This is a genomic window from Streptomyces sp. NPDC055749, from assembly GCF_053617235.1.
On sequence record NZ_JBSHFH010000005.1, the window covers coordinates 89780 to 114123 of the forward strand.

Here is a 24344-nt window from a genome sequence, read left to right on the forward strand (position 1 = left end):
AGGCCGGTCAGCGCTGGTACGGGTTCTGGCCGGAGCCGGAGGAGCCGGGAGGCGCGTAACCCGGCTGCTGCTGCGCCTGGCCGTACGGGTTGCCGTCCTGGCCCGCCGCGTGCTGCGCGAGCAGCTGCTCGGCCTGGTCCTTCGGGATCTTCTGCTCCCCGCCGCAGAACGTGCACTGCGTCGCGAAACTCGTGGAGAACGGGAAGAGCGGCACGAAGAACAGCGTGAACTTCGTGACCTTCTTGCGGAGCGTGTGCGCGGCGGGATTACCGCACCAGCCGCAGACCATCGTCAGGATGGCCAGCTGGTACAGATACCCCTTCGTACCGAAAATGATCATGGCGTGGTTCCCTTCCCCGTGTTCCCCAGCAGCGTCCGCCGGCACAGTGCCAGCAACTGTTCGTCCTCATATGTGTCATGCCCGCTGTACCCGCCGTCCATCGCGTTGTGACGGCGTACGGAGACGAGCTCGGCGCTCAGCACATGTGCTGCTTCCGACCCTGCACCAGCAGCACCCATCCGCGCCAGGCATTCCGCGACCCGGACTCTGACGTGACGGTTCTTCTCCCATGCCGCAAGGAGTACCGGCACCACGTCCCCGGCCCGTCCCGTCACCTCCCAGAGGGCGATCGCGGCGTCCACACGCAGCCACAGCTCCTCGTGCCGCAGCAGCGCGCGCAGCTTCGGCGCGGCCACCGCCGCCCGCTCGCCGAGCCTGCCCAGCGCGCTCGCCGCCGCCCGCCGGTCGTGCACCTGGTCCGCCCACAGCCCCTCGAGCAGGACCGGCAGCACGGTGTCGGCGTCCCCGTCGACCGCCCACAGCGTCTCCGCCGCCTCCGTCGCAGCCGCGGTCCCCGGGCGGCGGAGCAGCGCCCGCAGGTCCGGGACGGCACACCGGGCCGCGGGCCCGAACGAGGCGAGCGCCCGCAGCGCCGCCGTGCGCAGCCACTCGCCGCGGTACTCCGGCGCGCCCCGAAGCACCCGCAGCACCTCCGGCGCCGCCTCGCCCGCCCGCAGCGCGGTCAGCCCGCCGAGCAGCGGACTCGCCCGGTCGTACGCGCCCTCGTCCAGCCCCACCTCGCCGAGCCTGCGCCGCAGCACCCCGGCGAGCGGGGCCGCCGCCGCACCGAGGTGCCCGATGGCGAAGCCCACGTCGTGCGGCACCTCCGGCCGGTCCAGGGCCGCCGCCAGCGCCGGAAGCACCCGGGCGTCGCCCAGCCGGGCCAGCGCCTTCACGGTGGAACCGAGCCCCGGCGGACCGCTCGCCCACTCCTTCACCCAGCCCCCCGGGTCCGCCGCCATCCGCTCCGCGAGCGCGTCGGCGGCGGGAGCGGCGAGGCCGAACAGCTCCTTCAGTACGTGCGACGCGGCATCGGCCAGCCGTGGCTCCGGATCGGCGAGCTGGGTACCGATCAGCCGGACCAGCTCCTCGTACGAGCCGCGCCAGGCCCGGATCAGCCCACTGCTCATCCGTACGGCATCGACGCGCTGCCACCGGTCGGGGCTGCGCAACTGGTCCGTCAGCAGTGCCGTACGCTCCGCGACCCGGTCGTCCAGGCCGACGTGCAGCGTCCGCAGCAGGTCCGCCGACCAGGGCGCGCTGCGCCCCGCCGACTCCTCGGCGGACAGCGCCCGCAACTGCCCCACCAGCGTCGGAGCGCCGGTGTGCGGTGCCGGGTCACCGACCCCGGGCGCGGGCCCGGTGTCCACCGGCTGCTCCGGGACCGGCGGAATGGACCGCAGCTCCCGCATCAGCCCCGCGACGACCGCGACGACATCGCTCGGCAGCGAATCGGGCGAGCAGCGCGCGAGCTGGGCGAGGGCCGCGAGCCGCAGCCCCGGCCCGTACTCCCGCGAGGACAGCCGGCTCAGCCACTCGGCGGCCTGCCCGGCGAGCGGCCGGTGGCGCAGCGCGACCCGTCCGGCCGCCTCGACCAGCGCCATCCGCACCTCGTCGTCGGGCTCCACCGGCAGCCGCTCCCGCAGCAGCGCGAGCACCCGCACCGGATGGCTGTGCAGGGTGGCCAGTGCCAGCGGGGCGGCGAGCCGTACGCCCGGGTCCTCGTCGGCGATCAGCTCGAAGAACACCCCGGCTCCCGCGGTGACGGCCGCTGCCGCCATCGCGTAGTTCGCGGCGCCCTCGATCTCCTCCTCGTCGATCTCGTCCTCGTCGTCCTCGTCCAGATCGATGCCGCCGATGCTGGTCAGCAGCTCGACGATGCAGCCCCTGTCCTGTATCCCGGGGTCCACGACCAGCTCGAAGAGAAAAGGGATGCAGGCGAGCGTGCACCCGTACACATCGCCCTGGTGATGGACGGCCCCGTACATGCCGTCGAGGGCTCCCTCGCGCTCCGCCGGGTCGGCGGAGGCGAGGCCGCGCAGCAGCTCAGGCACATCGTCGGCCGGCCCGTAGGCATGCTCCATCGAAGCCCACTCGACCTCGTCGATCCCCGCGAACACGCCATCCCCTCCCCGCGAACGCCCCTGCACCCGACGGCAGACACCGCTTTCCGAAGCAGCGCCTGGGCAGAGTGTGCACCACGCCCCCGACAATCCACCCTCCACTTGTGGCCTTTCCTGGCACAGTCACAGGGACGGAATCAGGGCGTTACACCGCGGGGATACGGAGACCCGGGGACACGGCTCATTCCGCGCCCGGCAGCGCCCGGGCCAGGTCCGCGTCCAGCAGCGGCCCGAGCAGATCCCCGTACCGTTCCAGCCGCGCGGCCATGTCGCCCGCCAGGAAGACAAGCTCGCCGGGGGCCCCGCAGCCCTCGATCTCGTCCCAGGTCACGGGCGCCGACACGGTCGGTTCCGGCCTGGCCCGCAGGGTGTAGGGCGTGGCGGTCGTCTTCGCGGCGGCGTTCTGGCTGAAGTCGACGAAGACCTTTCCCGGCCGCAGCGCCCGGGTCATACGGTGCACGACCAGCTCCGGCAGCGCGTTCTGCGCCTCGACGGCCAGCCCCTTCGCGTAGGCCGACACCCGGTCGGACGGGGTGGGCTCCAGGGGTACGAGGAGGTGGAGCCCCTTGGACCCTGACGTCTTGCCGTAGGCGGTCAGCCCGTCCGCCGCGAGCCGTTCGCGCAGCCAGAGGCCCACCGTGCAGCACTCCACGATGCTCGCGGGCGCCCCGGGGTCCAGGTCGAGGACCAGCCGGTCGGCGATCCCGGGAGCCTCGGCCCGCCACTGCGGGGTGTGGAACTCCACCACGAGGTTCGCCGCCCACACCAGCGAGGCCAGGTCCTGTACGAGAACCTGGCGCGAGCTCTGCGCCGCATGGCGCGGGACCGCGGCCGTCCGCACCCAGTCGGGCGTACCCGGCGGCGGATTCTTGGTGAAAAATCGCTGCCCGTCGGGCCCGTCCGGATAACGCAGGAAAGACACGGGCCGGTCGCGGAGATGGGCGAGCAACGGCGCCGACGCCGTGGCCGCGTAGTAGTGCAGCACTTCGCCCTTGGTGGTCCCGGTGGCCGGATACAGCACCTTGTCGAGATTGCTGAGGGCCAGCCGCCGCCCCTCCACCTCCGTGATCGGCGTCATACGATAAGAATCACACGAAACAACACCTAATCAATCGCTATGGCCATAAATGGGGTGAACCGTGAGGTCCATCTGGAACGGCGCGATCTCCTTCGGGCTGGTCAGCATTCCGATCAAGCTGGTCAACGCCACCGAGAGCCACTCGATCTCCTTCCGGCAGATCCATCTCACCGACGGTGGCCGGATCAGGTACCGCAAGGTGTGCGAACTCGACGAGCAGGAGGTGACGGCGTCGGACATCGGCAAGGCGTACGAGGACGCCGACGGCTCGATGATCCCGATCACCGACGAGGATCTGGCCTCCCTCCCGCTGCCCACCGCCAAGACGATCGAGATCGTCGCCTTCGTACCCGCCTCCGAGATCGACCCGCTCCAGATGGACGCGGCGTACTACCTCTCCGCCAACGGCGTTCCGGCGGCCAAGCCGTACACCTTGCTGCGCGAGGCGCTCAAGCGCAGCCAGAAGGTCGCCGTCGCGAAGTACGCCCTGCGCGGCCGCGAACGGCTCGGCATGCTGCGCGTGGTCGACGACGTCATCGCGATGCACGGCCTGCTGTGGCCCGACGAGATCCGTGCGACGGAGGGCGTGGCCCCGGAGACCGACGTCAAGGTCCGCGACGCCGAACTCGACCTGGCGGACGCCCTGATGGACACCCTCGGCGAGGTCGACATGGAAACGCTCCACGACGACTACCGCGAGGCGGTGGAGGAACTCATCGCCGCGAAGGCGTCGGGCGAGACGCTGGTGGCCCCGGCATCCGGGGAGACGGGCGGCGGCAAGGTCATCGACCTGATCGCGGCACTGGAGAACAGCGTCCGCGAGGCGAAGAAGTCCCGGGGCGAGGACGAGGAAGCCGGCAAGGACGCCGACGTCCACCCCATCAAGTCCCGCGGGACGGCCCGGAAAACGTCGCAGAAGACCACGCAGAAGACCACGCACCGGACCCCGACCGGCAAGACGGTGACGCGCTCGGGCGAGGGCGCGGCGAAGAAGTCCACCCCCAAGGCGTCCGACACCAAGAAGTCCACGGCGGCGCCCAGGAAGACGGCCGCGAAGAAGACCCCGTCCAAGACCGCGGCGGCGAAGAAGACGTCATCGACCCGCGCTACGGCGAAGAAGACGGCTTCCAAGAAGCGCGCATCGGCCTGAGACTGTCTCTCCCGCTGCCCCTGCCGTCCCGCGCGCGTGGACGGCAGGGATATGAAGGATGCGATATCCCGTTCACGACGTGGTGAGCGATCCCGGGGTGCAGGAGATCCAGGGGATCGGGTGCCCTACCGGTCGTGGAGCACCTTGGGGCGCGTGACGGGCACCACCGTAAGAAGGCCGTCCAGTCCCTTGAAGTCATCCCGAGGGGGTCGTTCAGTGCCGCGGTTCCGAGTTCAGGACATCGCGCTTGGCCAGCGCCTCCGCTCCGGCTCCCTTGAGCGTGACCTTGCCGGAGTGAACGGTGTCCAGTTGCTCGACCTGCTTGCCGTACCACTCAATGGCGGTCAGCAAGAACCCCGGCGTGGGCGCGTCCGGGCCGCCTGCGGAACCCGGGTGCTGGAACACCCTGCCCAGCCGTGCCGTCCCCTCAACGCAGCGGACCACGCACACGGCCACGTCGCTCGCCGCGCCGGTATCGCCCGGCGTCACGGACTCGACGGATTCGATGCTCAGGGCTGCCTTCTCCGGCACGTTATCCAGCACGTCGGTTTGCCTCCTCGACGAAGTGCGCGATCTGCTCGGGGGTGAGCTTGGGAACATCGTATTCAAGGAGCGGATCGATGTCCCCGTCGTCGATCTTGCTCGACCGACCATTCGGCCTCCCGCGCGATGTACCCCTGGTGGACCGGGACCCCGTCCAGCGCGCCGCGCGGATAGACCTCGACGATGGCGTCGCCGAACCTCTCGGCCTGCGTCGCGAACACGCTGGCGACGCCGGGGCTGCCCTCGAAACCTGTGGTGGTTCCGCGGAACAGATGAGGAGGGCACGGTGACAGGCCGAGAGGGGCGGTCCAGGTGTGCGGATTGAGGACATACGTCGACGGGTTCGGCGCCGGGACGAGGCCGAGCGGGTCCGGGGTGAGGTATCGGGCCGTCTCCGGATCGTAATGCCGGAAGTAGTTGTAGTGCAGCCCTGTCTCAGGGGCGTAGTACTGGCCGGGGAAGCGCAGCGGCGTGTACGCGGTGCTGTCGGATGCCCATGTGGTGGTGCCCCACAGGGTGCGGCGGCTGTGCCAGGCGATACCGCCTTGCTCGTCGACGAGTTCGCAGGGCGCGCCGACGAGGTCGGTGACAATGGCGAAGAAGCGAGAGTCGATCTCGTGCTGGGCTGCGTGCACCCCGTTCGGCACTCCGACTGCTGCAGCCGCTTCAACCGCACCGGCCGCCTGCACCATGGCGTGTAGGCCCGCCAAGGGGCGTGCCTGAGCGCCATGCTGACCATCCCCCGCCCCCTGCGCCACCACCGCCATGATGCGTTCCGTCTGGGCCACCGGCCGCAGGCCGTCGTGGTCCCAAGTGAGGGTGACCGAATGAGGCGACTCGTCCGAGACCGTGGTCTGCTCGCACAGTGTCGGCCCGTCCCAGGTGAAGTCGCTGCGCTCGATGACGGTCGTACCGTCCGCCGACAGGCGCAACTTGGCTATACGTCGGCCTGACGCGGCGTACTCGTACCGCCATCGCGTTCCGTCCGGCGTCGTCACTGCGGTGAGCCGGTCCTCGGCGTCCCACGTGTAGTGCCACACCTCCGCTTTGCCCGATAGGGCCTCAAGAGGTCGGCTTGAAGGCTCGCCGGCGCGGCGGCGCCGTTGTGATCTCGACGGAGGTCCACCCACTGGCGCAGAACGCATGATGTCGCACCGAGCGGTTTCTGCCGGTGTCAGGGCAACGTTCGGACACTCCGGGCCGTGCGGGCGAGGGCAGACAGGCGTAGCTGCTGCCTCCCCTCGGCCCGAGCGGCTCAGACCAGCTGACTGATGAACGTGCGCCAGGCGTCGGGGCTGAAGCCGATGATGGGGCCGGTGGTGCGCTTGCTGTCGCGGACGGGGATGAGGTGGGGGAGGTTGTCGGCGACCTGGACGCAGTCACCTTGCCCACCGCTGTAGCTGCTCGTGCGCCATGTCGCGCCGGCCACGTCTGGCGCTATTCCAGCAGGGGTCATGGCTGATGCTCCTTGGCGATGCGATGGATCAGTGCGAGTGACTCTGTCGGTGGCAGTGCTGCTGTGCGCGCGTCGTCGAAGAGAGTTCGGTAGCGCGCCACATCAGGCTCCCGTTCGGTCCAGACGTTGCCGGTTGGTGATTCCGACAGGACGAGGTCGAGGGACGACGCCTGCGGGAAGCTGAGCAGCAGGTATGGGCCGAACATACCCGAGTGGGCGCCACGTTCGAAGGGCAGCACCTGCACGGTGATGTTGGGTCGCTCGGCCACTGCCGCCATGTGTTCCAGCTGCGCTCGCATCACGTCAGGACCTCCCACCTGTTGCCGGAGGACGCCTTCGGCGAGTACCGCCCACAGCTCCATGGGTGCCTCGCCGGTCAGCCGCTTCTGCCTGGCAAGCCGCACCTCGACGAACTGCTCGATCTCCTCCGGGGTCTGCCATGCGCGCGAAGCCACAGTCACTGCGCGCCCGTATGCGGCTGTCTGAAGGAGCCCCGGAACCAGCTGCACCTGGTAGGTGCGAATGCTGTCGGAGATGGCCTCCATCTCGATCTGGTCCCGGTAGGTGTCTGCGAGCACATCGCCGTACTCGTTCCACCACCCTTCCCTGCGCCTCCGGTTGGCCTTCCGCGCGAGCGATGTCAGCCGCTCTCGGACTTCGTCGTCCGAGACTTGGTACGCGAGCAGCATCGCTGCGAGATCAGGGAGCCGGAGCGCCACGCGACCATTCTCGATCCGGCTGATCTTCCCTTTGGTGCAGTCGAGAGCCTCGGCCGACTGTGCGGTGGTCATGCCTGCCGCCTCCCGCAACCTCCGCAACTCATCCCCGAGTTGGCGGCCGAGAACGGTTGATGGGTTCGCAGTGGTGCTCTTCGCGTACATGTGAACACCTCTATCAAAGTGGCCGCTCAGACGTGGCGAGGTTACCCGAACGAGGGAAAAAAGCCGCTACATCGATCGGCAACGTTGCAGATTGGTGTGTGGCTCGTCCATTCTGCTGGTGATGGGGATGCGATGCGGTGCCGGGCGGCGCGAACTCCCCATACCTGTAAGGGATTCCGGGCATCGATCTTCTTGGAGCTGCTGTGGCTACATTGAACGAAGCGAACTTCAGGCTCCCTCGCTGCCATGGCAGCGTCCCCAGAGCTCGGACTGTCCTGCGGGCCAAGCTCGGGGAGTGGCGTGCCAGTCACGACACCCTGGCCGACGGCGAGTTGGTGCTCTCCGAGCTGGTGACCAACGCGCTGCGGGTCCCCGTGCCCGGCGACCGGCTGGTGGGCGTACGCGTCGTGTGCAGGGAGAAAGGCGCACGCCTGCGCCTGGAAGTCAGCGACGCCGGGCCGGGGCGGCCGGAGGTGCAGCAGCCCCGTGAGACGGATACGGCCGGGCGTGGGTTGATGCTGGTCGCCGCCCTGGCTCATCGCTGGGGCGTGGACGAGCGCCCCGCCGGGATCGGCAAGACCGTCTGGGCGGAACTGCTGGCCCCCGGTGTCGCTCCTGAACCCCCGGATCTGGAGATCGCGGCCGTCACCGTCCGCCCCGGTCAGTGCGTACGCGCATGGGGCGCCTGGCACATGGTCGAGGCAGTCAGGAGCGAGCGGTACGCGTCAGGTGGGCTGGCCATCGTCATCGCCCTGGACGACGGTGGCCCGGCACTTCGCCTGCACGCGGCGGAACCGGTGACCGTGCGGACCGGGGGGCCGGTGGCCGCGTCGTGAGGGGGCTGTGGAAGAGGTTCCGTCAGCGCAACGTGCGCAGCGCAGGGCCACGCTTCACCGGCATTTTGACGCTGGTGATCGACGGTCGGCTGGTCGTGATCAGCAGGGCCGGTGAGCCGGTACCGAAGGTGCCGCCGTTACTGCCGCCACCGGCGAAGGTGCTGCGCGCCGGTCGTGGCTCGCTCCGGGGACGTATCCGCATCCCTGCCAACTTCGACGACCCGCCTGCCACCATTGCCGAAGCCTTCGGGGTGCGCTGATGCGACTACTGCTCGACACCCGCGTGGTCATGTGGTGGCTGGACGACTCACCGGAACTGTCCCCCAAGGTCAGGGATCTGCTGGACACCGAGCCGGGAGTCCACGTCAGCGCCGTGTCACCGTGGGAGATCACCATCAAGCAGTTCCTCGGCACGTTCGAAGGCCCGGGAGATCTGGCTGAACAGGTGCGTGACCTCCACTTCGCGGGCCTGCCCATCACCGCTGCCCACGGGGTGCGGGCCGGACGGCTGCCGATACTGCACACGGACCCCTTCGACCGGATGCTGATCGCTCAGGCACAGGCCGAAGGGATGGTCCTGGTCACTCGGAACGAGTGGATCCCGCAGTACGACGTACAGGTCATGCCGGTCTGACCTGTACGCCGTGTCCGTGCCGCTAGGCCCGTCAGCCGCCTGCCGGGCGCCGACCGCGACGGGAGGCCGGGGCGGGGCGCCAGTCACGCAGATCGTCGTCGGTCAGACCGTGCTCGCCCTGCTGGGTGGCGCGGTAACCGCCGAAGAAGGCGGCGGGAGTGCTGCCGTACAGCGGATCGAACTCGTTGTGCCACTGGCCGAGCCAGGGCTGAAGTTCGAGGACGCCTGCGAGGAGCGGGGCCATTTCCTCGGAGGACGGGGGTTCCGGAGGTCGCGCGCGTTGCGTACGAGATGAACCGCTCCTTCGGCACGGCCGGCTTGCCGCGACCCCGCCTGTAGGACGGCTTGAGGGAGTCGGCCACGCTGTGTCAGGCCCTGGCCCGGCCGGCCGACCGGGCCGGATGAGTGCCGGCCCGCGGATTTCCATGTTGAACTCTGAATCAACTCCATAACGTACAGAGTCGAGTTGCGGTCCTTGACGAGGGGGCGAAGACTTGAACTCGGAATGCCAGTGCTACTTGGATTGCCAGTGCACCGTTGAGCTATGGAGCTCCGGTGAACTTGGGTTTTCACGCCCGAGTCCACATAGGCAGGCCTCACATCACCAGCGCACCTGGAACCGTCATGACCAAGAATGCCCGGCGAAAGATCTATCGCACTGTCGGCTCGTCCTGCTTGGTCGCAGCGCTCGCAGTGCCGGTAGGCATGGGCACTGCTGTGGCGGCGTCGTCCGACGTCCTCACTCAGACCACGTCGGCCGGACCTCCCGATCCCCCGGACCCACCGCCGCCGGAGGAGCAGAACCCGCCGCCGCCTCCGGAGGAGGAGAACCCGCCGCCCCCGGAGGAGGAGAACCCACCACCGCCGGAGGAGGAGAACCCGCCGCCTGAGGAACAGAACCCACCGCCGGAGGAGCAGCAGAACCCGCCCCCGGAAGAGGAGCAGCAGGAGCCGCAGGAACTGCAGGAGCTGCAGGACGGCCAGAAGCAGATGACGCCTCAGGAACAGAAGAAGGTGGAGGAACAGGTAGAGAATCCGCCGGAGCAGGTCAAGGCGGAGCTGGACAAGGTGGTTTCCGAGACTCTGAAGATCATCAATAACCCGGCAACGTCGGCCGCGGACAAGGCCGCGTACACGACCATCGTGAACCAGATCGGCGTAACGCTGAACAAGATCGACGACGTGAACACGTCGGTGCAGGACAAGGCCACGTACACGAAGACCGTGGCGGGTATGGCCGCTGCGTTGAAGCTGGCCCAGGACACGAAGAGGCCGACGGACGAACGGGCCGCCTACAGGGACGTCGCGCTCAACATCGCATTCGCCTCGTTCGTCGTCGGGGAACCCGGTGCGTCGCCGGCGACCAAGGCGAGCTTCAGGGCGACCGCGGAACTGCTCAGCGATGCGCTGGTGGCACTCACGAAGCCGAAGCCGAAGGAGCAGGCCCCGCCCCCGGCGGAGCAGAAGAAGATCGAGACCGGCGTGAAGAAGACCGCCGAGGGCATGAAGGCGAACGTGGATCCGAAGACGAAGCCGGAGGATCCGAAGGATCAGGAGAAGATCCAGCAGGTCCTGGAGAAGAACAGCAAGGCGCTGCTGACGGTCCAGGACGCGGACGCGACCGAGCAGGAGCGGACCGAAGCGCAGAAGACGGTGAACCAGCTCAACGACGCTCCCCAGAACGACCAGTTCCTGGAATTCATGGAGGAGGTCAAGCGGCTCGGGGCGCCCGCGCCCTGTATCGAGAAGATAGAGAGCCGCACGAATGACGCCGGTTGGCCGAATGGATCCCTCTGGGGTCTCTCCGACCAGTCGTGCGACGAAACAGTGTCTGCCGGTGCCAGCGCAGACACCAAGTGGAGCCCGCTGTTCGAATGCGTGGCGAACACCCCATTCTCCCAGTGTGTGGGCACCATTCCCAAGGAGTGAAGCCCCAAGGCCGGGCACAGCGTTCCGGTAGGCCACGCAAGGGCCCCCGCGGTGAATCTGCGGGGGCCCTCGCGTGCAGCGGTCAGGGGCAACGATTCCGCGGCACGCCCTGTGCGGCGGTAGCGTCGGCCCGAAAGGGTCTTCCACGGCGGGCAAGGTGGTTCGGTGTGCTGTACATCGCGTTTCTGCGTGGCCTGAACGTTCCCGGCCGCTCGGTCAGGATGGAGTATCTGCGCGGCCTGTTCACCGAGATGGGCTTCGATTCGGTCCGCAGCTACATCCAGACCGGGAACGTCTTCTTCGAGTCGGGGGAGGACGGCCGCGAAGCGCTGGGTGCGACCATCCGTACGCATCTGCGCGAGGCCCTCGGGTACGAGGTGGCGGTCTGTCTGCGTACGGTCCCCGAGGTGGAGGCACTCCTCGCGCTCGACCCCTTCAAGGACCTCACCGTCACCGACGACATGCGCTGCTGCGTCGTGTTCACGACCGAGCGGATCGATCCGGCGCTGGAACTGCCACTGATGTCGCCGAAGAAGGACATCGAGATCGTCCACACCGAGCCGTACGAGGCGTTTGTGGTCTGGCACCTGATCAACGGCAAGGCGCCGAACGCCAAGGGGTTCCAGGAGCGGGTCCTCGGGCGTGACGCGACGACGCGCTTCTTCCATACCGTCGGCAAGATCCTGGCCGCGGCGAAGAAGGGCTGATGCCGGGGTCAGCGGGGGGCCGGTAGCGGCTCGCCCACGAACGTGGCCAGGCGCCGCATCCCGGGCGCGCACGCGCGGTGCAGTTCCTCGGTCTGCGCGGGGGAGAGCGCGGCGGCGGCTCCCGTACGGCCCGCGTCCACCCTGCCGGCCACCCGGGCCGCCCAGGCAGCCGGCTCCGGGATGCCCGTGAAGCGGCCGAAGCGGGTGAGTTCCGGGACCGGGTCGGCCACGATCCGGTCGTACGAGATGTGCAGCAGCCGGTCCTCGGACAGTCCTTCGAGGTGTTTGACGGCGGCGGTGCTGTACGACCACATCGTCCCGAACCGTTCCAGGGGGAGGTCGGCGTCGGCCAGCGCCGAGGCGTCCAGGGTGTCCGGCGCGAACCTGCGCAGCTCCTCCGGGAGGAGTCGTGGGTGTTCCGGGTCATGGACCGCGTACGGATCCACTCCCAGAATCCTGCGCATCTCCCTGATCTTCACCGCGAGACGGAAGATGGGGTGCCGGCTCATGGACACCGCGCAGTCCGGGCCGTGGCGGTACATATGGACGAAGCGGGCCTCGGGGAAGTACGTCAGGAGGTCGGGCAGGAACCGCTGCGCGGCGCCCGAGCGCTCGATCACGACGTCGCGGCCGAGGAACGCGGCCCACCAGGCGAAGAGCCGCAGGTACTGGCGGGGGAGCGGGGCCACCGGCCAGCCGGTCACCTCGTCCCGGATGCTGTCGAGCAGCGCGTCCGGGTCGTCGGTCAGCGGGGGCAGCGTCATCACGGAGAGCGCGGGCACCTCTCCGGCGGCGTAGCGGCCGGAACCGAGCGGGTAGCGGTACTCGGGGACCCTGACACCCTTGCGCATCAGCGTGTTGGGCTTCAGCCGCGGTGTGCTGAGCAGGTCCCAGAACGCCGGGCCGTCCAGGTCGCCTCCCGTGAATCCCCAGGGGTCCAGGCAGGCGAAGAACTCGCTGAGGCTGAGCACCTCCCGGTGTTCGTTCACGAGATCCGAGAGCATCGTCGAACCGCAACGGCCGGTGCCCAGGACGATGGTGAGTGGGGCCACCTTCTCGCTCCTTCCGTCGGCGGAGAGACAAACACGCGCGCAGGAGATCGTCTTTCGGCCGCCTCTTCGTTTTCTCTTTTCCGGCTCTCTTGAGGAAGTCCCGCTGTATCGGCGACAGTTGACCGGATCAGGCGTTGACTGGCCTCTGCACCGTCCTTAGTATTCCTTGCGATTTGCCATAGGCGTGAATTCGGCCAATGGGAAATTGGCCGGTGAGGTGCAACGAGCTTTTCCGCAGGCCACAGGGCCGACCCGAGGGAAAGAGTCCGATGGTGAATCAGCAGCCCGGTGAGTCCATAGCGTGTTCCAAGGACGACGACGGAGTCCTCCTCATGGAATTCACGGGCGCACACGAGCAGAACCCCTTCAGCCGGGCCCGGATGCGGGAACTCACCGCGCTGATGCGCGACATCGACGCGGACGACAAGGTGCGGTGCGTCCTGCTGTACGGCGGTCCCGGGCGTTCCTTCGGCGTCGGCGGCGACTTCAACGAGGTCTCCATGTTCACCGGCGGCGACGAGGTGAACGACTGGATCGACGACATCACCGATCTCTACGGGACGATCGCGGGAATCTCCAAGCCCGTCGTCGCGGCGATCGACGGCTATGCCATCGGGGTCGGCCTCCAGATCGCCCTGTGCTGCGACTACCGGGTGGGCAGTGCGAACGCCCGGCTCGTGATGCCGGAGCTGAAGGTGGGCATCGCCTGCAACTTCGGTGGCTTCATGCTGCGTTACACCGTCGGCACCACCGTCATGCAGCGGATGCTCTACACCTGCGAGGAGTGGCCCGCCGAGCGGGCGCTCGCCGATGGGCTCCTCCATGAGGTGCAGCCCGTCGAGGACACGCTCGGCCGCGCGCTGGAGCTGTCCCGCACCCTGGCGCGCTACACCCCGGAGGCGGTGCAGGGCACCAGGGCGCGGGTCAACGCCCCGTTCGTGGAGGGGCTGGAGCGGGTCCGCTCCGAGGCCAAGGACTCGCACCGCAAGGCGTTCGCGGCGGGCGAGGCGCAGGTCCGGATGCGCCGCATCATCGGGCGTAGCTGAGGGGGGTGGGTGGTTCGTGGGGCACGCGTAACCCACGAACCACCCGCCTCACCGCCTCACTGCTTCACCGTCCGCCGGAAGTCGTCGAAGCGGGACTCCACCTGCCAGCCCAGCCGCTCGTAGAGGGCGAGCGCGGGAGCGTTGTCCGTGTCGACGGTCAGCACCATCGCCGTACGGCCCCGGCGCCGTGACGCGTGCATCACCGAAAGCAGCAGCAGGCTTCCCAGGCCCCGTTGCCGTGCCTCCGGCGCGATGCCGATCTGGCGTACGTACGCCGCGTTACGGCTGTCGAGCATGCGGTCCGTGATGTTGGCGAAGCCGACCGCCGTACCGTCCGCCTCCAGGAGGGCGCACTGCGACGGGTCCACGCCCGGGTCCGTCCGCCACCACTCCAGCCAGGTGTCGAACCCGTCCTCGCTCTTGCCCGCCTCCTCGGCCGCGAACGCCCTGTTCTTCACCTCGTGGAACGTACGCAGATCCTGCTCGCCGTCCAGTGGGCGTGCCACCGTGCCCGGCACGGCGGCGGGGAGCTGCGGGAGTTCGCCGTCCAGCGTGACGGCCATGCGGTAGTACGGGTGCGGGGAGCCGAAGCCCCGCTGGTCCAGGGCGGCCCGGGCGGCCTTCTCGCCCTCGGAGACGAAGCAGGACAACTCGCCCCCGGCCGGAAGACCGCCCCTGGCCAGTAGCTCGCCGCAGCGTCTCTCCGCGAACTCCAGCAGCCGGGACCCGTCCTCGGCCGTCGCCTCCGGGCCGAGTACCAGCTCCGCCGTCCACCCCGAGACCCCCGAAGCGCTGCTGAGCCATACCGCGCCCACGGGCCTGCCGTCCGGGCCCGGCAGCAGCCGCGCGTCGCTCCGGGCGTCGATGCCCGGAGCGGTCAGCCGGCCCGCGATCCAGGCGCGGGTCGTCTCGGCCCTGCCCAGCGCTGCGAGGTCCCTGTCGTGGGCGAGCCGCCAGACGGTGTCCGTGTGGGCGCTCGGATCGAGGGGGAGCAGGGCAGGGGTCGTCATCGGGCCGCGCCCTTGTCCAGCCGGGGGAGCGAGTAGACGTAACTGACCGCCCGGCGCTCGTCCTCGGTGCGGTTGGGGGCCGACGTGTGGGCGGTGAAGCCGCCGAACAGTACCGCGGACCCGGCGCGCCGGGGGAGGGTCACCGGGGTCAGCTCCGGCCAGAGCCTGTTGATGTCGAGCGTGGGTTCGCGCGGCGAGGCGAAGAGGTCGTCCTGGTTGATGCCGTCCGGCTTGTACGCGATCCGCTCGCGGTGTGAACCGGGCAGGAACTGCAGGCAGCCGTTGTCCTCGCGGGCGTCGTCCACCGCGATCCAGATGGTGTAGACGTCCTCGTACTTCTCGTAGAACTCCTCCTTGAGGAACAGGGCGTCCTGGTGCCACGGCTTCTCCGAGCCGACCTCCGAGGGCTTCGCCCACAGGAAGGTGTTGTAGAAGTCGCCCGCGACACCGTGCAGCGGCCGGACCACACCCTCGTTGAGGTTGATCATCTCCGGGATCGCGGCCAGCTCGGGCGAGTGCTCATGGGCCATGCCCACGACCCGTACCTTGCCGGGGATGCACTCCTTGCCCGCGGCGCGCGCGGCCCATCCGCCGCCCTCGCCGTCCGACTCCAGCTGCCATCCGAAGGTGCTGTAGCGCATGTCCTCGGTCCGCCGGATGAGATCCGAACAGCCGCGGCGCATCAGATCGAGGGCTGGTTCGGGCACCAGGTCGTCGAGCTGGATGACGCCGCGCTCCTCCAGTTCGCCGGCGAGGTCTGCGATCGACTGGCTGAGGGGCATCGGCTCCACCTTTCTGTACGCGCACGGGCGTGCGGCGTCAAGAACTCTGTGTGTGACTCGACTATGTGCAAGCCGCCCGCGCACCGGCAACGGAACGGCCGCGGACGGTTCGGGGCAGGCCCCAAATGGCATAGGGCGTACGGGGGTTCGCGGCCTCTAGGGTGGGTGGACCGGTGGACTCGGTCCGAGCTGGAGGATTCGCATGGCGGGGACGGCGCTGATCGTGGACTGGGGCGGCGTACTGACGCAGCCCTTCAGCGAGGCGATCGACGTGTGGGCGGCCGGTGAGGGAGTGGCGGCCGGGGAGTTCGACGCGGTCCTCGGGCGGCTGCTGGGGCCGGGCGCGGTCGCGGACGGCCGCCCCAACCCGTTCCACCGGGTCGAGCGGGGTGAGCTGTCCGTGGCGGACTTCGAGTCCTCGCTCGCCGCGCTCCTACGACGCACCGACGGCACGCCCGTGCCGGCCGCGGGGCTGGTGCAGCGCATGTTCGCGCCCTTCACCATGGATCCGGTCATGACCGGGCTGCTGCGGCGGGTGAGGGATGCGGGGGTTCCCGTGGCGCTGCTCTCCAACTCCTGGGGGCATCGCTACGACCGTGAGGGCTGGGACGAGCTGTTCGACGCGGTGGTGATCTCCGGCGAGGTGGGGATGCGCAAACCGGAACCGGAGATCTTCCGCCACACCGCCCGTCTGCTGGGCCGCCGGCCCGAGGAGTGTGTGTTCGTGGACGACCTGGGACGTAACGTCCGTGCCGCGTCCGCCCTGGGGATGGCCACCGTCCACCACCGCACCGCGGCGGAGACCGAAGGGGCTCTGGTCCGGCAGCTCGCCGCGCTGTCCCCGGTCTCCTGACCCCGCCCGGTCCCGATGCTCAGGCGCAGGCCCTGGCCCGGGGGGCGGCCGGGCCGGGCGGGGTGCCGATCGTCTGCGCCGCCGCGATCTGCCGCATACGGCCCACCAGTTCGTCGAGCCGGCTCTCGGCCGGCCCCGTACAGTCCAGCAGCCGGCGGGCGGCGGCGGACAGTGAGGTGCCGCGTGCCGTGCTGTAGACCAGCGGCAGCCCGCAGCCCTTCTCCAGCCGGTGGATTCGCCGGGTCAGAGCGGGCTGTGTGACCAGCAGGGTGGCGGCGGCCCGGTTCAGGCTGCCGATCCGGTCGATGACCCGGAGCAGATGCAGGTGCTCCGCCTCGAAGCGGTTGTCCGAGTCCGGCCCGGCCCAGTGGAGTTCGGAGAGGAGGACGGGAAGCGGGCCGTCGTCCCCGGAGGAAGGGGCCTCGGGCTCGGGCCTCGTCCGTATCGGTCGCCGACCCTCGGTGAGCGGAGGGAAGGAGGCGGAGGCGGCGTACACGGGATTCCGCTTCGCCGCGCGCTGCGCGTAGCCGTACCGCAGCCAGGTGCACAGCTCGTGCGCGAGCGTCAGCGGGACCACCAGTGGGTCCACGGCCAGGGAGAGCCGGCGGACCAGTCGCTGACGCAACGGTTTGAGCACCAGGCTCAGTTCGTGCTCCGGCTCCGGCGAGAGCGGGGAGACCAGTGCCACGCCGTAGCCCCGGCCGACCAGCTCCAGGGCCGCGCTCTGCGAGCGGACCGTGAAGCTGACGCGGGGAGCGGGCGAGAGCAGGGAGAAGGCCCAGCCCTGGTCGTCGCACGCGTCACCGCCCACCGTGGCCACCCACTCCGCGTCGGCAAGGTCGTGCAGGTCGAGGGTCTCCCGCCGGGCGAGCGGATGGTCCCTGGGCAGGGCGACCCACTGCGGTTCGTCGACGACGGTGCGCACCAGCGCCTCGCTGCGCCGCAGTCCCGGCCTGCGGGTGGTCTCCCAGCCGCAGGCGGCGTCGACCGCGTACCGCTCGAACCGCTGCCAGACGTCACGGCTGTCGCCAGGCACGACGTCGAACACCGCTTCGGGGAAACGATCCGCCAGGTCGCGGCCCATGCCGTAGGCCCGCTCCGTGCCCACCGCGAACTGCACGACCGGCAGCCGCTCCTCCGTGTCGGTGCGGTGGTGGGCCGTGGCCATCGCGAAGTCGATCGCGCCCACCAGTCGCCGCCCCGCGTGCAGCAGGGCGTGACCGGCCTCGGTGAGTTCGGTCCCCGTGGAACTGCGCGACACCAGCGGGGTGCGCAGCCGCCGCTCCAGCTTGATCAGACGGCGGCTCGCGGACGACTGCGTCATCCGGCCGCCCCGTTCCACCGCGTGCAGGCTCCCGTGGTCGGAAACCGCTTGCAGCAAGGCCACATCCGAACGCCGAAGATCGAACATCCAGCACTCCTCCCCCCGTCGGACCGGACCCGCCCACCCGTCGCGGCAGGAGGGACGGTGCGGGCCTCGCGTGACGTACGTCTCGCCACCGTAAGGCCGTCCGTGGGCGCGGAGGGGGCGCCGTCAGGTAGTTGGCCGGATCGTGGGGGTGACCCGACCGGAGCTGATCGGAGCCTCCGGATCCGCCTCCCCGGCGGGCGGGACGGCGAGTGGATCGGCGGGCGGGGCAGCGGGCGGGGCAGCGGTACGCGGGAACGCCAGCGCCGCGGCGATCCCGGCGGCGGCCAGCACGGTGGCCCCCACGAAGACGGTCGTGTACGAGGAGGCGGCCGGAAATCCATGGGTGCTCGTCGTCACGGCCAGGACCATGAAACTGACCTGCACCCCGAAGGAGCCCCCGAGGTTGCGTAGCACGCTGTTGATGCCGACCGTCACCGCCGTCGAACCGCTCGGCGAGGCGAGCGTGAGCAGCTCGGCCATGGCGCCGCCGAGCAGCCCGGTGCCGAGTCCGGTCAGCGCCGTGCCCAGCGCCAGGCCGGCCGCGGTCCCGGTCATGAGGGCGAACACGGCGGGGGAGGCGGCGAACAGCAGAGTGCTGGTGATCATCACGGCCCGCGCCGTCATCAGCCCGGACTGCCGCAGCCAGCCGGAGAGCAGCCCGCCGGTCACGGCGGCGACCTGCATCGGCAGCATCACCAGCACGGTGAGGGCGCCGTCGGCGGACAGCCCGTAGCCCGTGGAGCGTGGGGCGTCGGCGAGCACCGGCGCCAGGATGCCCGTCTGGAACATCACCAGACCGGTCAGCAGACTCACCACGTTGAGGGTCCAGATCGGGCGGCGGCCCAGCAGCCGGGTGTCGATCGCCGGCTGAGCGGCTCGCCGCTCCACCTGTACGAGCGCCACACAGCCCACCGCCCCGGTCAGCAGGAGCAGCGCCCCGGTGACCGAGCCGAGTCCTTCCCGGCCGTACTGGGTCAGCGCCAGCAGCAGACAGGCGCTCACCGCGCTCAGCAGCAGCAGACCGGGGATGTCGACCCGGGTCCCGGTCCTGCGCGGAGTCTCGGGGAGCACCGCGAGGCCCGCCACCAGCAGGACGACCGCCAGCACGCCCGCGGTGACGAACAGCCCCCGGAACGCGGCGGCCCCGTCCCCGAAGACGCCGACCAGCAGGATGCCGATGCCGCCCCCCGTACCGAAGGCCGCGGACAGCACCCCGGAGGGCCCGGCGAGCGACTGCCCCGGGAACCCCTCCCGTAGCAGGCCGATGGCGAGCGGGAAGAGCCCCGCCGCGACGCCCTGCACCAGCCGCGCGACGAGCAGGACGGTGAACGACTGCGCGGCGGCGGCCACGACCGCGGCCACCGCGACGACGGCGAGCACCGCGACCAGCACCACCCGCCGGCCGTAGAGGTCCCCGAGGCGCCCCACGACCGGGGTGGCGACGCACCCGACCAGCAGATGGCCGGAGACGATCCATGCCGCGTCCGTACCGGAGACCCCGAAGGCGTGCTGGATCTGCGGCAGCAGCGTGGCGACGCCCAGCTGGAGCAGCGAGAAGAGCCCGCAGGCCCCGGCGAGCACGGCCAGGGCCGCACGCCGCCCGGTGGACGGCGTGCGGTCGTGAGCCTTGTTCACCGCTGTTCGCTGGTGACCGGTTCCGCCAGTGACGTCACATCGGCGGCTTCGAAGCGGTGGCAGTAGTGGCCCATGCGGGAGACCGGGTAGCTGGTGCCGATCGCCGCCATGGTGAACGCCTTGAGGTCACCGGCGACCGGCCGGTAGCGCCCGTTCGCACCGAAGCTCTGGTCGCCGTAGGCGACCTTGATCCGGCGAGGCTCCAGTGTCCCGGCGGTGAAGTAGCCGGGCCAGTCGTGGGCGTACTCGGCGGACTTGCCCTGCTCCGGCGCGTACTCCGGGCGCAGCATGATGTCCCGCTGGAACCGGAGTACGTCGTCCAGCCGGGAGTCCTGGTCGGGGTGGAGGTCCAGCGTGGCGAGGTACTCCCGCAGTTCGGCCTGGAAGCGGTCGAAGTCGCGGGCGATGCGCAGCCAGCCCCAGTTGTCGATCGTCCAGCCCCGGCGCTTGCCGTACGGGGCCAGGTCGGCGGCCATGTCGGGCTGGCTGGCCACCAGGTTGGCCAGCGGCAGGGTGGGGATGTCGATGTAGTCGTGGTAGAGGCTGCGCATCCGCAGGTAGAGGGCGCCGAGGACGCTGTCGGGGCGCTTGGCGAAGTGGTTCTGCAGTCCCTCGTAGAAGCGGGTGTATCCGATGCCGTGCTCCTGCCGAAGGAAGATCGACAGATAGCGGGTGTAGCAGCCGTTGTGCAGGAACTGCACGGACTGGATGAAGCTGAAGCACTCGACCCAGTCGGCCCGCGGCATGGCGTTGGTCTCCATGACCATCTGCACGGTCTCCGCCTCGTCGTCGGGCGTGCCGTCGCGTTCCACGTACATCCGCTTCGGGACGGTACGCAGCCCGTACTGGGCTATTTTCTCCGGGGTGTTGAGCGGTGCGTTGGGCAGAATGGCCAGTTCGTAGACCCGCAGATCCTCGTGGTTGCCGGCCTCCAGCAGTGAGCCGATGCCGTCGCGGAACGAGCGCGCGGTCTCCAGGGGCAGGCCGAGGATCAGCTCGGTGTAGGTGTGGATGTTCTCCGCCGCGTACCGCTGCTGGAGCTTGCGGTAGTTGTCCAGGCCGATGTTCTTGCGGTCGATGGCCTCCAGGACGTCCATGTCGGTGCTCTGCATCGACAGGGTGGTGCCCATCAGCAGATCGGCGTCGTGCCAGGTCTTGCTGATGTCGAAGACCCGGTCGTTGGAGTTCTTGGCGAAGTTGACCCGGACCTGCCGCGGGGCCCCCAGCTCGCCCCGGGCCTCCGCCAGGGCGTGCGCGATCTCCAGGTCGCGCGGCATGATGCCGAAGTTGGCATCGCAGATGAACAGGTCCTCCACGTCGTGGCGGGCGAACCAGTCGATCTCGTCCTGCAGCCGTTCGTCCTCGAACTTCCGCAGGGTGCTCATCGTCGCCGAGCCCCAGTCGCAGAACGAGCAGGAGTACGGGCAGCCCCGGTTGGTCTCCCACAGGGCGTAGAAGCGCAGCCCCCGCTCCCGGCAGGTGGCCACGGCCCCGTCCATCACCCCCAGCAGATACGGGCTCGGGGTGTCGATCAGACGCGGCAGCCGTACGGCCTTCGGCCCGGCCACCGCCTCCGCTCCCCGGCGCACGGAGACGCCGGGCACCGTCGTGTAGTCGGGGCTCGTCGTCAGGCGCTCCGCCAGCAGCCCGCGGAACGCCACCTCGCCCTCGCCGTGCGCCAGTACGTCCACGTACGGGTGCCGTTCGAAGAAGTCCGCGGGCCGGTCGGGGACATGCGGTCCGCCGGCCACGATCATCACGTTCGGGTAGCGCTCCTTGACCAGCTTCGCCACCTTCATCTGGCGGCGGAAGTTCCACACGTAGCAGGACAGGGCCAGTACATCGGGCTCGACGATGCCGTCCGCCATCTCCTGGACCGGCGCGACCAGGAAGACGGGCTCCTGGAAGTCGTAGGCGGCGGCGATGTTCTCGTCCTGCTCCGCGTAGGTGCGCAGCAGCCCGGCCACCAGGGGCAGGAAGGGGAACGCGTTGAGGCCGATGAAGTACACCTTGCGGCCGTGGCTGGTGAGTTCGGCGGACATGCTGGTCACGGCTCCTCGTGGTCGGACGGTTCTCGCTGTGTGTACCGGGCCGGTCTACTTCGTGGTCGGGACGCGCTCCGGCTCCCAGGGGCGCGACCAGTCCGCGCCGCCGCGGATGGCGCGGAGCATCTCGTCGAAGGCGCTGTCGTCCGAGTAGTAGAAGACCGACGGGTCGGCGCCGGAGGTCACGCCGGGTGTGGCGCGGGCGCTCGCCCCCGCCAGCAGGTCGGCGAGCCGGTGGTAGAAGGTCTCCAGCGGCAGCCGGGTCGGGAACAGCGCGTGGTAGCAGTCGAACAGCTCCGGATCGTCGCTGATCAGCTGGGAACGGCTCTCGTCGTACAGATCCGTGCCGGGCAGCGGGGTCAGCACCGAGAAGCTCGGCATGTCGACCTGGAGTTCCTCCACGGTGTGGCTGAGCCGGGCGAAGTCCTCGTCCAGCCAGTTGGGCTGCACGATGAAGTTGGCCCGCACCTTGACCCCGTTGGCGTGGAACATGTCCAGGGCCCGCCGGGTCTGGCCCGGGTCGGTGCCCTTGCGGTACCCCGACAGCTCGTCGTCGGTCATCGACTCGGCGCCGACCAGCACCGAGTCGAGACCGACCTCGGCCCAGCGGGCGATCACATCGGGCCTGCGCAGCGCGGTGTCGGTCCGTACGTACATGTGGAACCGCTTGCGGAAGCCGGCCTTGTCGATGGCGTCGGCCAGCTCCAGCATCCGTCCGGGCTGGATGAACGCCTCGTCGTCCACGACGTACAGATTCCGGCCCTCGATGTCGGCCATCTCCGCGAGCACCCGGTCGATGTCCTTGACCAGATAGCGCCGGTCCGTCATCCGCCACAGCGAACAGAACTTGCAGGTGTACGGACAGCCCGCGGTGAAGCGGATCAGCGACACCGGGCGGTACACCGAGTGGAAGTAGTCCCCGCGGTGGTGGGAGAGCAGTGAACGGTCGGGCATCGGGAGGTTGTTGAGCGCCGCCGGCTTGGGGCGGCGGTCGCGCTCCAGACCGGTGCGCGCGTCGTACGGGGCGAGGCCCGACACGGGCGAGGGGGAGCGGCCCGCCTCCAGTTCGGCGGCCAGATGGCTGAGCGCCGCACCGCCCTCACCGGCGACGATCCAGTCGGCCGAGAAGCCGTTCAGCCACTCCGCCGACACCGTCGGATGGTGCCCGCCCAGCACGATCGGGACGTCCGGCCACAGCCGCCGCGCCTCCCGGCTCACTTCCCGCGAGACGTGCACGCTGGTCGTGTACGGGATGGCCACACCGATCAGATCGGGCGGCTCGTGCGTCTGCGCGTACGTCTCGAGCGACGGGTCCAGCCGCAGATCGTGGATGGTCACGTCGTGGTCGCCGCGCAGCGCGCCGCCGAGATACTCCAGCGGCAGCGGCTCGCAGCAGCTCAGCCGGTCACTGAGGAGGGCCCGTTCGTTACGAGGCCACACCAGCAAGACCCTCATCGGATCCCTCCCTTTCGTTGGTCCCGTTCCCCGTGCCGGTGCCCCGGGCCGACGGCCCGTCCTGGCAGAAGACGGAGGTCGCGATGGCGTGCAGCCGCTCTGTCTGGGCGCGGAGGTCCTCGCCGCCGAGTGCGGCGGCGAACATCCGGCTCATGGCGGTGCCTTCGTGGATGCCTCGCTTGGGCCGCCAGGCGACCTCCGCGGGAAGGACCTCGGCGGCGGCGCTGCGCAGCACCCACTTCGCCGTGCCCTCGCGGACCTTCAGCCGCCCCCGGATGCCGAGGGCCGTCGCCATGACCTCGCGCGTCCAGTACGGGTAGCGGACGACGATGTCGCGGGCGTCGGCGAAGGCGGGGCCGAACTCGTTGCTCCGGGCCGTCGCGGCGGTCTGCGCGACCACCGCGCGCTCGATGTCCGCCTCGCCGCCGGTGCCGCCGAGCCCGGCGAACAGCAGGTCGGCGCCGTAACCGGAGAGGAGCACCTGACGCCGGTCGGTGGCCATGGTGTTCAGCAGGAAGCAGGCGGGCGCGGCGATCTGGAGCGTCAGCAGGTCCCAGGTCTCCAGCGCGCGGATCATGCCGGGCAGCAGCTCCGTGAGCTGGTCGGGGCCGAACATCAGCTCGTGGTGCTTGCTGCCCAGACGCTCAGCGAACCACGCGGCCTGCTCGAACTCGTCGCCGAACGGCGTGCCCACGGTGTACGTGTGCAGTTCCGCCCCGGAGGTCTCCCGGGCCGCGAGCGCCGCGACCGTGGAGGAGTCCACCCCGCCGCTCAGCATGACGCCCATCTCGTCGACACCGGCGGCCAGTTGCCCCACGGACGACCGCAGCGCCCCGTGTACGGCCGCCACCGCCTCCCGAGGGTCGGTCGCCGTCGGCCTGTCCGGCAGCCCGCGCACCTGTCGGGTGGCGACCGGCTCGGTGCCGTACGCGTCGACGGGCAGCGTCACCGCGGTGTTCGCCGGGACGGCCGTCACGCCGGCGAAGCGTCCGCCGGGCAGCAGGGCCTGTGCCGCGCCGCCGAGCACCGGGGAGCCGGCGAGCAGCGGCAGCACCGCCCCGGCCGATGTGGCGATCAGCAGGGTGTCGTCGGCGCCGCGCGCGTAGTGCAGCGGGCAGGTGGCGCCCACATCGCTCCACAGGGTGACCCGGCCCTCGCGGACCAGCACCGCGCAGTAGCGCGCGTAGCACCGCTCGGTCCAGGACAGCAGTTCGTCGAGCGGGGCGTGGACCGGCGGGGCCTCCTCGCTCAGCCGGTCGCCGTGCACGATCAGCGCGTCAGCGCCGTCGCGCAGCACCAGGGTGCTCAGTCCACGGCCCGTGCCCAGGGCTTGGAACTCCACCGGGCCCGAGTGGCAGCGCAGCAGGAAACCGGCCAT

23 protein-coding genes and 1 pseudogene are annotated in these 24344 nt (G+C 69.9%); 8 read left to right on the forward strand and 16 right to left on the reverse strand.

All coding sequences use genetic code 11. The features are described from left to right. Positions 1–7: 7 nt before the first annotated feature. From ACWGO0_RS05525 to ligD, 3 genes are all read right to left on the reverse strand, one after another. Positions 8–340, reverse strand: a complete 333-nt coding sequence (locus ACWGO0_RS05525) for a zinc-ribbon domain-containing protein (RefSeq protein WP_453528372.1) — start codon at positions 338–340, stop codon at positions 8–10. Further along, complete coding sequence (locus ACWGO0_RS05530) at positions 337–2460, reverse strand: HEAT repeat domain-containing protein (RefSeq protein ID WP_453528374.1); 2124 nt, start codon at positions 2458–2460, stop codon at positions 337–339. The genes ACWGO0_RS05525 and ACWGO0_RS05530 overlap by 4 nt, the downstream gene beginning before the upstream one ends. 184 nt (positions 2461–2644) lie before the next feature. After that, positions 2645–3541 carry a non-homologous end-joining DNA ligase gene (gene ligD, locus ACWGO0_RS05535; protein WP_453528377.1) on the reverse strand — a complete coding sequence of 299 codons (897 nt, stop codon included), beginning with the start codon at positions 3539–3541 and terminating at the stop codon, positions 2645–2647. A gap of 61 nt (positions 3542–3602) precedes the next feature. Here ligD and ku point away from each other — a divergent pair, with 61 nt between their 5' ends. Beyond that, positions 3603–4691 (forward strand): non-homologous end joining protein Ku, encoded by a 1089-nt coding sequence (gene ku, locus ACWGO0_RS05540; RefSeq protein WP_453528380.1) that lies wholly within the window; start codon positions 3603–3605, stop codon positions 4689–4691. A 213-nt stretch (positions 4692–4904) separates the two neighbouring features. On the opposite strand, the gene ACWGO0_RS05545 is transcribed toward ku, so the two are convergent. From ACWGO0_RS05545 to ACWGO0_RS05560, 4 genes and pseudogenes are all read right to left on the reverse strand, one after another. After that, positions 4905–5234, reverse strand: a complete 330-nt coding sequence (locus ACWGO0_RS05545) for a hypothetical protein (RefSeq protein ID WP_453528383.1) — start codon at positions 5232–5234, stop codon at positions 4905–4907. Between the two features lie 62 nt (positions 5235–5296). After that, a pseudogene (locus tag ACWGO0_RS05550) lies at positions 5297–6271 on the reverse strand (RHS repeat-associated core domain-containing protein); the annotation flags it as partial. Between the two features lie 218 nt (positions 6272–6489). After that, entirely contained in the window at positions 6490–6690 is a 201-nt protein-coding gene (locus ACWGO0_RS05555; RefSeq protein WP_453528385.1) for a DUF397 domain-containing protein, read from the reverse strand. Further along, positions 6687–7571, reverse strand: a complete 885-nt coding sequence (locus ACWGO0_RS05560; RefSeq protein ID WP_453528388.1) for a helix-turn-helix domain-containing protein — start codon at positions 7569–7571, stop codon at positions 6687–6689. The genes ACWGO0_RS05555 and ACWGO0_RS05560 overlap by 4 nt, the downstream gene beginning before the upstream one ends. 203 nt (positions 7572–7774) lie before the next feature. Between ACWGO0_RS05560 and ACWGO0_RS05565 the strand changes: the two genes are divergently transcribed. The 3 genes from ACWGO0_RS05565 to ACWGO0_RS05575 are packed head-to-tail and all read left to right on the forward strand — an operon-like array spanning position 7775 to position 9041. Then, on the forward strand, positions 7775–8407 hold the full coding sequence (locus tag ACWGO0_RS05565; RefSeq protein WP_453528391.1) for an ATP-binding protein: 633 nt from the start codon (positions 7775–7777) through the stop codon (positions 8405–8407). A 32-nt stretch (positions 8408–8439) separates the two neighbouring features. Further along, entirely contained in the window at positions 8440–8667 is a 228-nt protein-coding gene (locus ACWGO0_RS05570) for a prevent-host-death protein (RefSeq protein ID WP_453528394.1), read from the forward strand. Then, complete coding sequence (locus ACWGO0_RS05575; RefSeq protein WP_453528397.1) at positions 8667–9041, forward strand: type II toxin-antitoxin system VapC family toxin; 375 nt, start codon at positions 8667–8669, stop codon at positions 9039–9041. The genes ACWGO0_RS05570 and ACWGO0_RS05575 overlap by 1 nt, the downstream gene beginning before the upstream one ends. A gap of 31 nt (positions 9042–9072) precedes the next feature. Here the strand turns inward: ACWGO0_RS05575 and ACWGO0_RS05580 are convergent, their stop codons facing one another. Then, positions 9073–9285, reverse strand: coding sequence for a DUF7008 domain-containing protein (locus ACWGO0_RS05580; RefSeq protein ID WP_453528400.1), 213 nt, complete (start codon positions 9283–9285; stop codon positions 9073–9075). Between the two features lie 431 nt (positions 9286–9716). Here ACWGO0_RS05580 and ACWGO0_RS05585 point away from each other — a divergent pair, with 431 nt between their 5' ends. Further along, positions 9717–10970 (forward strand): hypothetical protein, encoded by a 1254-nt coding sequence (locus ACWGO0_RS05585; protein WP_453528403.1) that lies wholly within the window; start codon positions 9717–9719, stop codon positions 10968–10970. A 167-nt stretch (positions 10971–11137) separates the two neighbouring features. After that, positions 11138–11677, forward strand: a complete 540-nt coding sequence (locus ACWGO0_RS05590) for a DUF1697 domain-containing protein (RefSeq protein WP_453528406.1) — start codon at positions 11138–11140, stop codon at positions 11675–11677. 8 nt (positions 11678–11685) lie between these two features. Here ACWGO0_RS05590 and ACWGO0_RS05595 read toward each other — a convergent pair whose 3' ends face one another. After that, positions 11686–12729: a hypothetical protein gene (locus tag ACWGO0_RS05595; RefSeq protein ID WP_453528409.1), complete on the reverse strand. Its 1044-nt coding sequence runs from the start codon at positions 12727–12729 to the stop codon at positions 11686–11688. Between the two features lie 269 nt (positions 12730–12998). Here ACWGO0_RS05595 and ACWGO0_RS05600 point away from each other — a divergent pair, with 269 nt between their 5' ends. Continuing rightward, positions 12999–13775 carry an enoyl-CoA hydratase/isomerase family protein gene (locus ACWGO0_RS05600; RefSeq protein ID WP_453528412.1) on the forward strand — a complete coding sequence of 259 codons (777 nt, stop codon included), beginning with the start codon at positions 12999–13001 and terminating at the stop codon, positions 13773–13775. Between the two features lie 56 nt (positions 13776–13831). Here the strand turns inward: ACWGO0_RS05600 and ACWGO0_RS05605 are convergent, their stop codons facing one another. Beyond that, positions 13832–14785: a GNAT family N-acetyltransferase gene (locus ACWGO0_RS05605; RefSeq protein WP_453528415.1), complete on the reverse strand. Its 954-nt coding sequence runs from the start codon at positions 14783–14785 to the stop codon at positions 13832–13834. Continuing rightward, entirely contained in the window at positions 14782–15567 is a 786-nt protein-coding gene (locus tag ACWGO0_RS05610; RefSeq protein WP_453528417.1) for a phytanoyl-CoA dioxygenase family protein, read from the reverse strand. The genes ACWGO0_RS05605 and ACWGO0_RS05610 overlap by 4 nt, the downstream gene beginning before the upstream one ends. 202 nt (positions 15568–15769) lie before the next feature. Between ACWGO0_RS05610 and ACWGO0_RS05615 the strand changes: the two genes are divergently transcribed. Further along, entirely contained in the window at positions 15770–16420 is a 651-nt protein-coding gene (locus tag ACWGO0_RS05615; RefSeq protein WP_453528420.1) for an HAD family hydrolase, read from the forward strand. Between the two features lie 19 nt (positions 16421–16439). Here ACWGO0_RS05615 and ACWGO0_RS05620 read toward each other — a convergent pair whose 3' ends face one another. From ACWGO0_RS05620 to ACWGO0_RS05640, 5 genes are all read right to left on the reverse strand, one after another. Continuing rightward, positions 16440–17831: a LysR family transcriptional regulator gene (locus ACWGO0_RS05620; RefSeq protein ID WP_453528423.1), complete on the reverse strand. Its 1392-nt coding sequence runs from the start codon at positions 17829–17831 to the stop codon at positions 16440–16442. Positions 17832–17954: 123 nt separating this feature from the next. After that, positions 17955–19466: an MFS transporter gene (locus tag ACWGO0_RS05625; RefSeq protein WP_453528426.1), complete on the reverse strand. Its 1512-nt coding sequence runs from the start codon at positions 19464–19466 to the stop codon at positions 17955–17957. Continuing rightward, positions 19463–21508: a B12-binding domain-containing radical SAM protein gene (locus tag ACWGO0_RS05630; protein ID WP_453528722.1), complete on the reverse strand. Its 2046-nt coding sequence runs from the start codon at positions 21506–21508 to the stop codon at positions 19463–19465. The genes ACWGO0_RS05625 and ACWGO0_RS05630 overlap by 4 nt, the downstream gene beginning before the upstream one ends. 54 nt (positions 21509–21562) lie before the next feature. Beyond that, positions 21563–22966 carry a B12-binding domain-containing radical SAM protein gene (locus tag ACWGO0_RS05635; RefSeq protein ID WP_453528429.1) on the reverse strand — a complete coding sequence of 468 codons (1404 nt, stop codon included), beginning with the start codon at positions 22964–22966 and terminating at the stop codon, positions 21563–21565. Beyond that, the gene (locus ACWGO0_RS05640) at positions 22938–24344 is read right to left on the reverse strand and encodes an asparagine synthase-related protein (RefSeq protein WP_453528431.1); all 1407 of its coding nucleotides are present in this window, start codon (positions 24342–24344) and stop codon (positions 22938–22940) included. Before ACWGO0_RS05640 ends, ACWGO0_RS05635 begins: the two co-directional genes overlap by 29 nt.

Coding starts and splice junctions, on each gene's coding strand:
- ACWGO0_RS05525 (WP_453528372.1), bottom strand. CDS start 340: ATGATCATTTTCGGTACGAAGGGGTATCTGTACCAGCTGGCCATCCTG.
- ligD (WP_453528377.1), bottom strand. CDS start 3,541: ATGACGCCGATCACGGAGGTGGAGGGGCGGCGGCTGGCCCTCAGCAAT.
- ACWGO0_RS05555 (WP_453528385.1), bottom strand. CDS start 6,690: ATGACCCCTGCTGGAATAGCGCCAGACGTGGCCGGCGCGACATGGCGC.
- ACWGO0_RS05560 (WP_453528388.1), bottom strand. CDS start 7,571: ATGTACGCGAAGAGCACCACTGCGAACCCATCAACCGTTCTCGGCCGC.
- ACWGO0_RS05575 (WP_453528397.1), top strand. CDS start 8,667: ATGCGACTACTGCTCGACACCCGCGTGGTCATGTGGTGGCTGGACGAC.
- ACWGO0_RS05580 (WP_453528400.1), bottom strand. CDS start 9,285: ATGGCCCCGCTCCTCGCAGGCGTCCTCGAACTTCAGCCCTGGCTCGGC.
- ACWGO0_RS05600 (WP_453528412.1), top strand. CDS start 12,999: ATGGTGAATCAGCAGCCCGGTGAGTCCATAGCGTGTTCCAAGGACGAC.
- ACWGO0_RS05605 (WP_453528415.1), bottom strand. CDS start 14,785: ATGACGACCCCTGCCCTGCTCCCCCTCGATCCGAGCGCCCACACGGAC.
- ACWGO0_RS05610 (WP_453528417.1), bottom strand. CDS start 15,567: ATGCCCCTCAGCCAGTCGATCGCAGACCTCGCCGGCGAACTGGAGGAG.
- ACWGO0_RS05615 (WP_453528420.1), top strand. CDS start 15,770: ATGGCGGGGACGGCGCTGATCGTGGACTGGGGCGGCGTACTGACGCAG.
- ACWGO0_RS05620 (WP_453528423.1), bottom strand. CDS start 17,831: ATGTTCGATCTTCGGCGTTCGGATGTGGCCTTGCTGCAAGCGGTTTCC.
- ACWGO0_RS05630 (WP_453528722.1), bottom strand. CDS start 21,508: ATGTCCGCCGAACTCACCAGCCACGGCCGCAAGGTGTACTTCATCGGC.
- ACWGO0_RS05635 (WP_453528429.1), bottom strand. CDS start 22,966: ATGAGGGTCTTGCTGGTGTGGCCTCGTAACGAACGGGCCCTCCTCAGT.
- ACWGO0_RS05640 (WP_453528431.1), bottom strand. CDS start 24,344: ATGGCCGGTTTCCTGCTGCGCTGCCACTCGGGCCCGGTGGAGTTCCAA.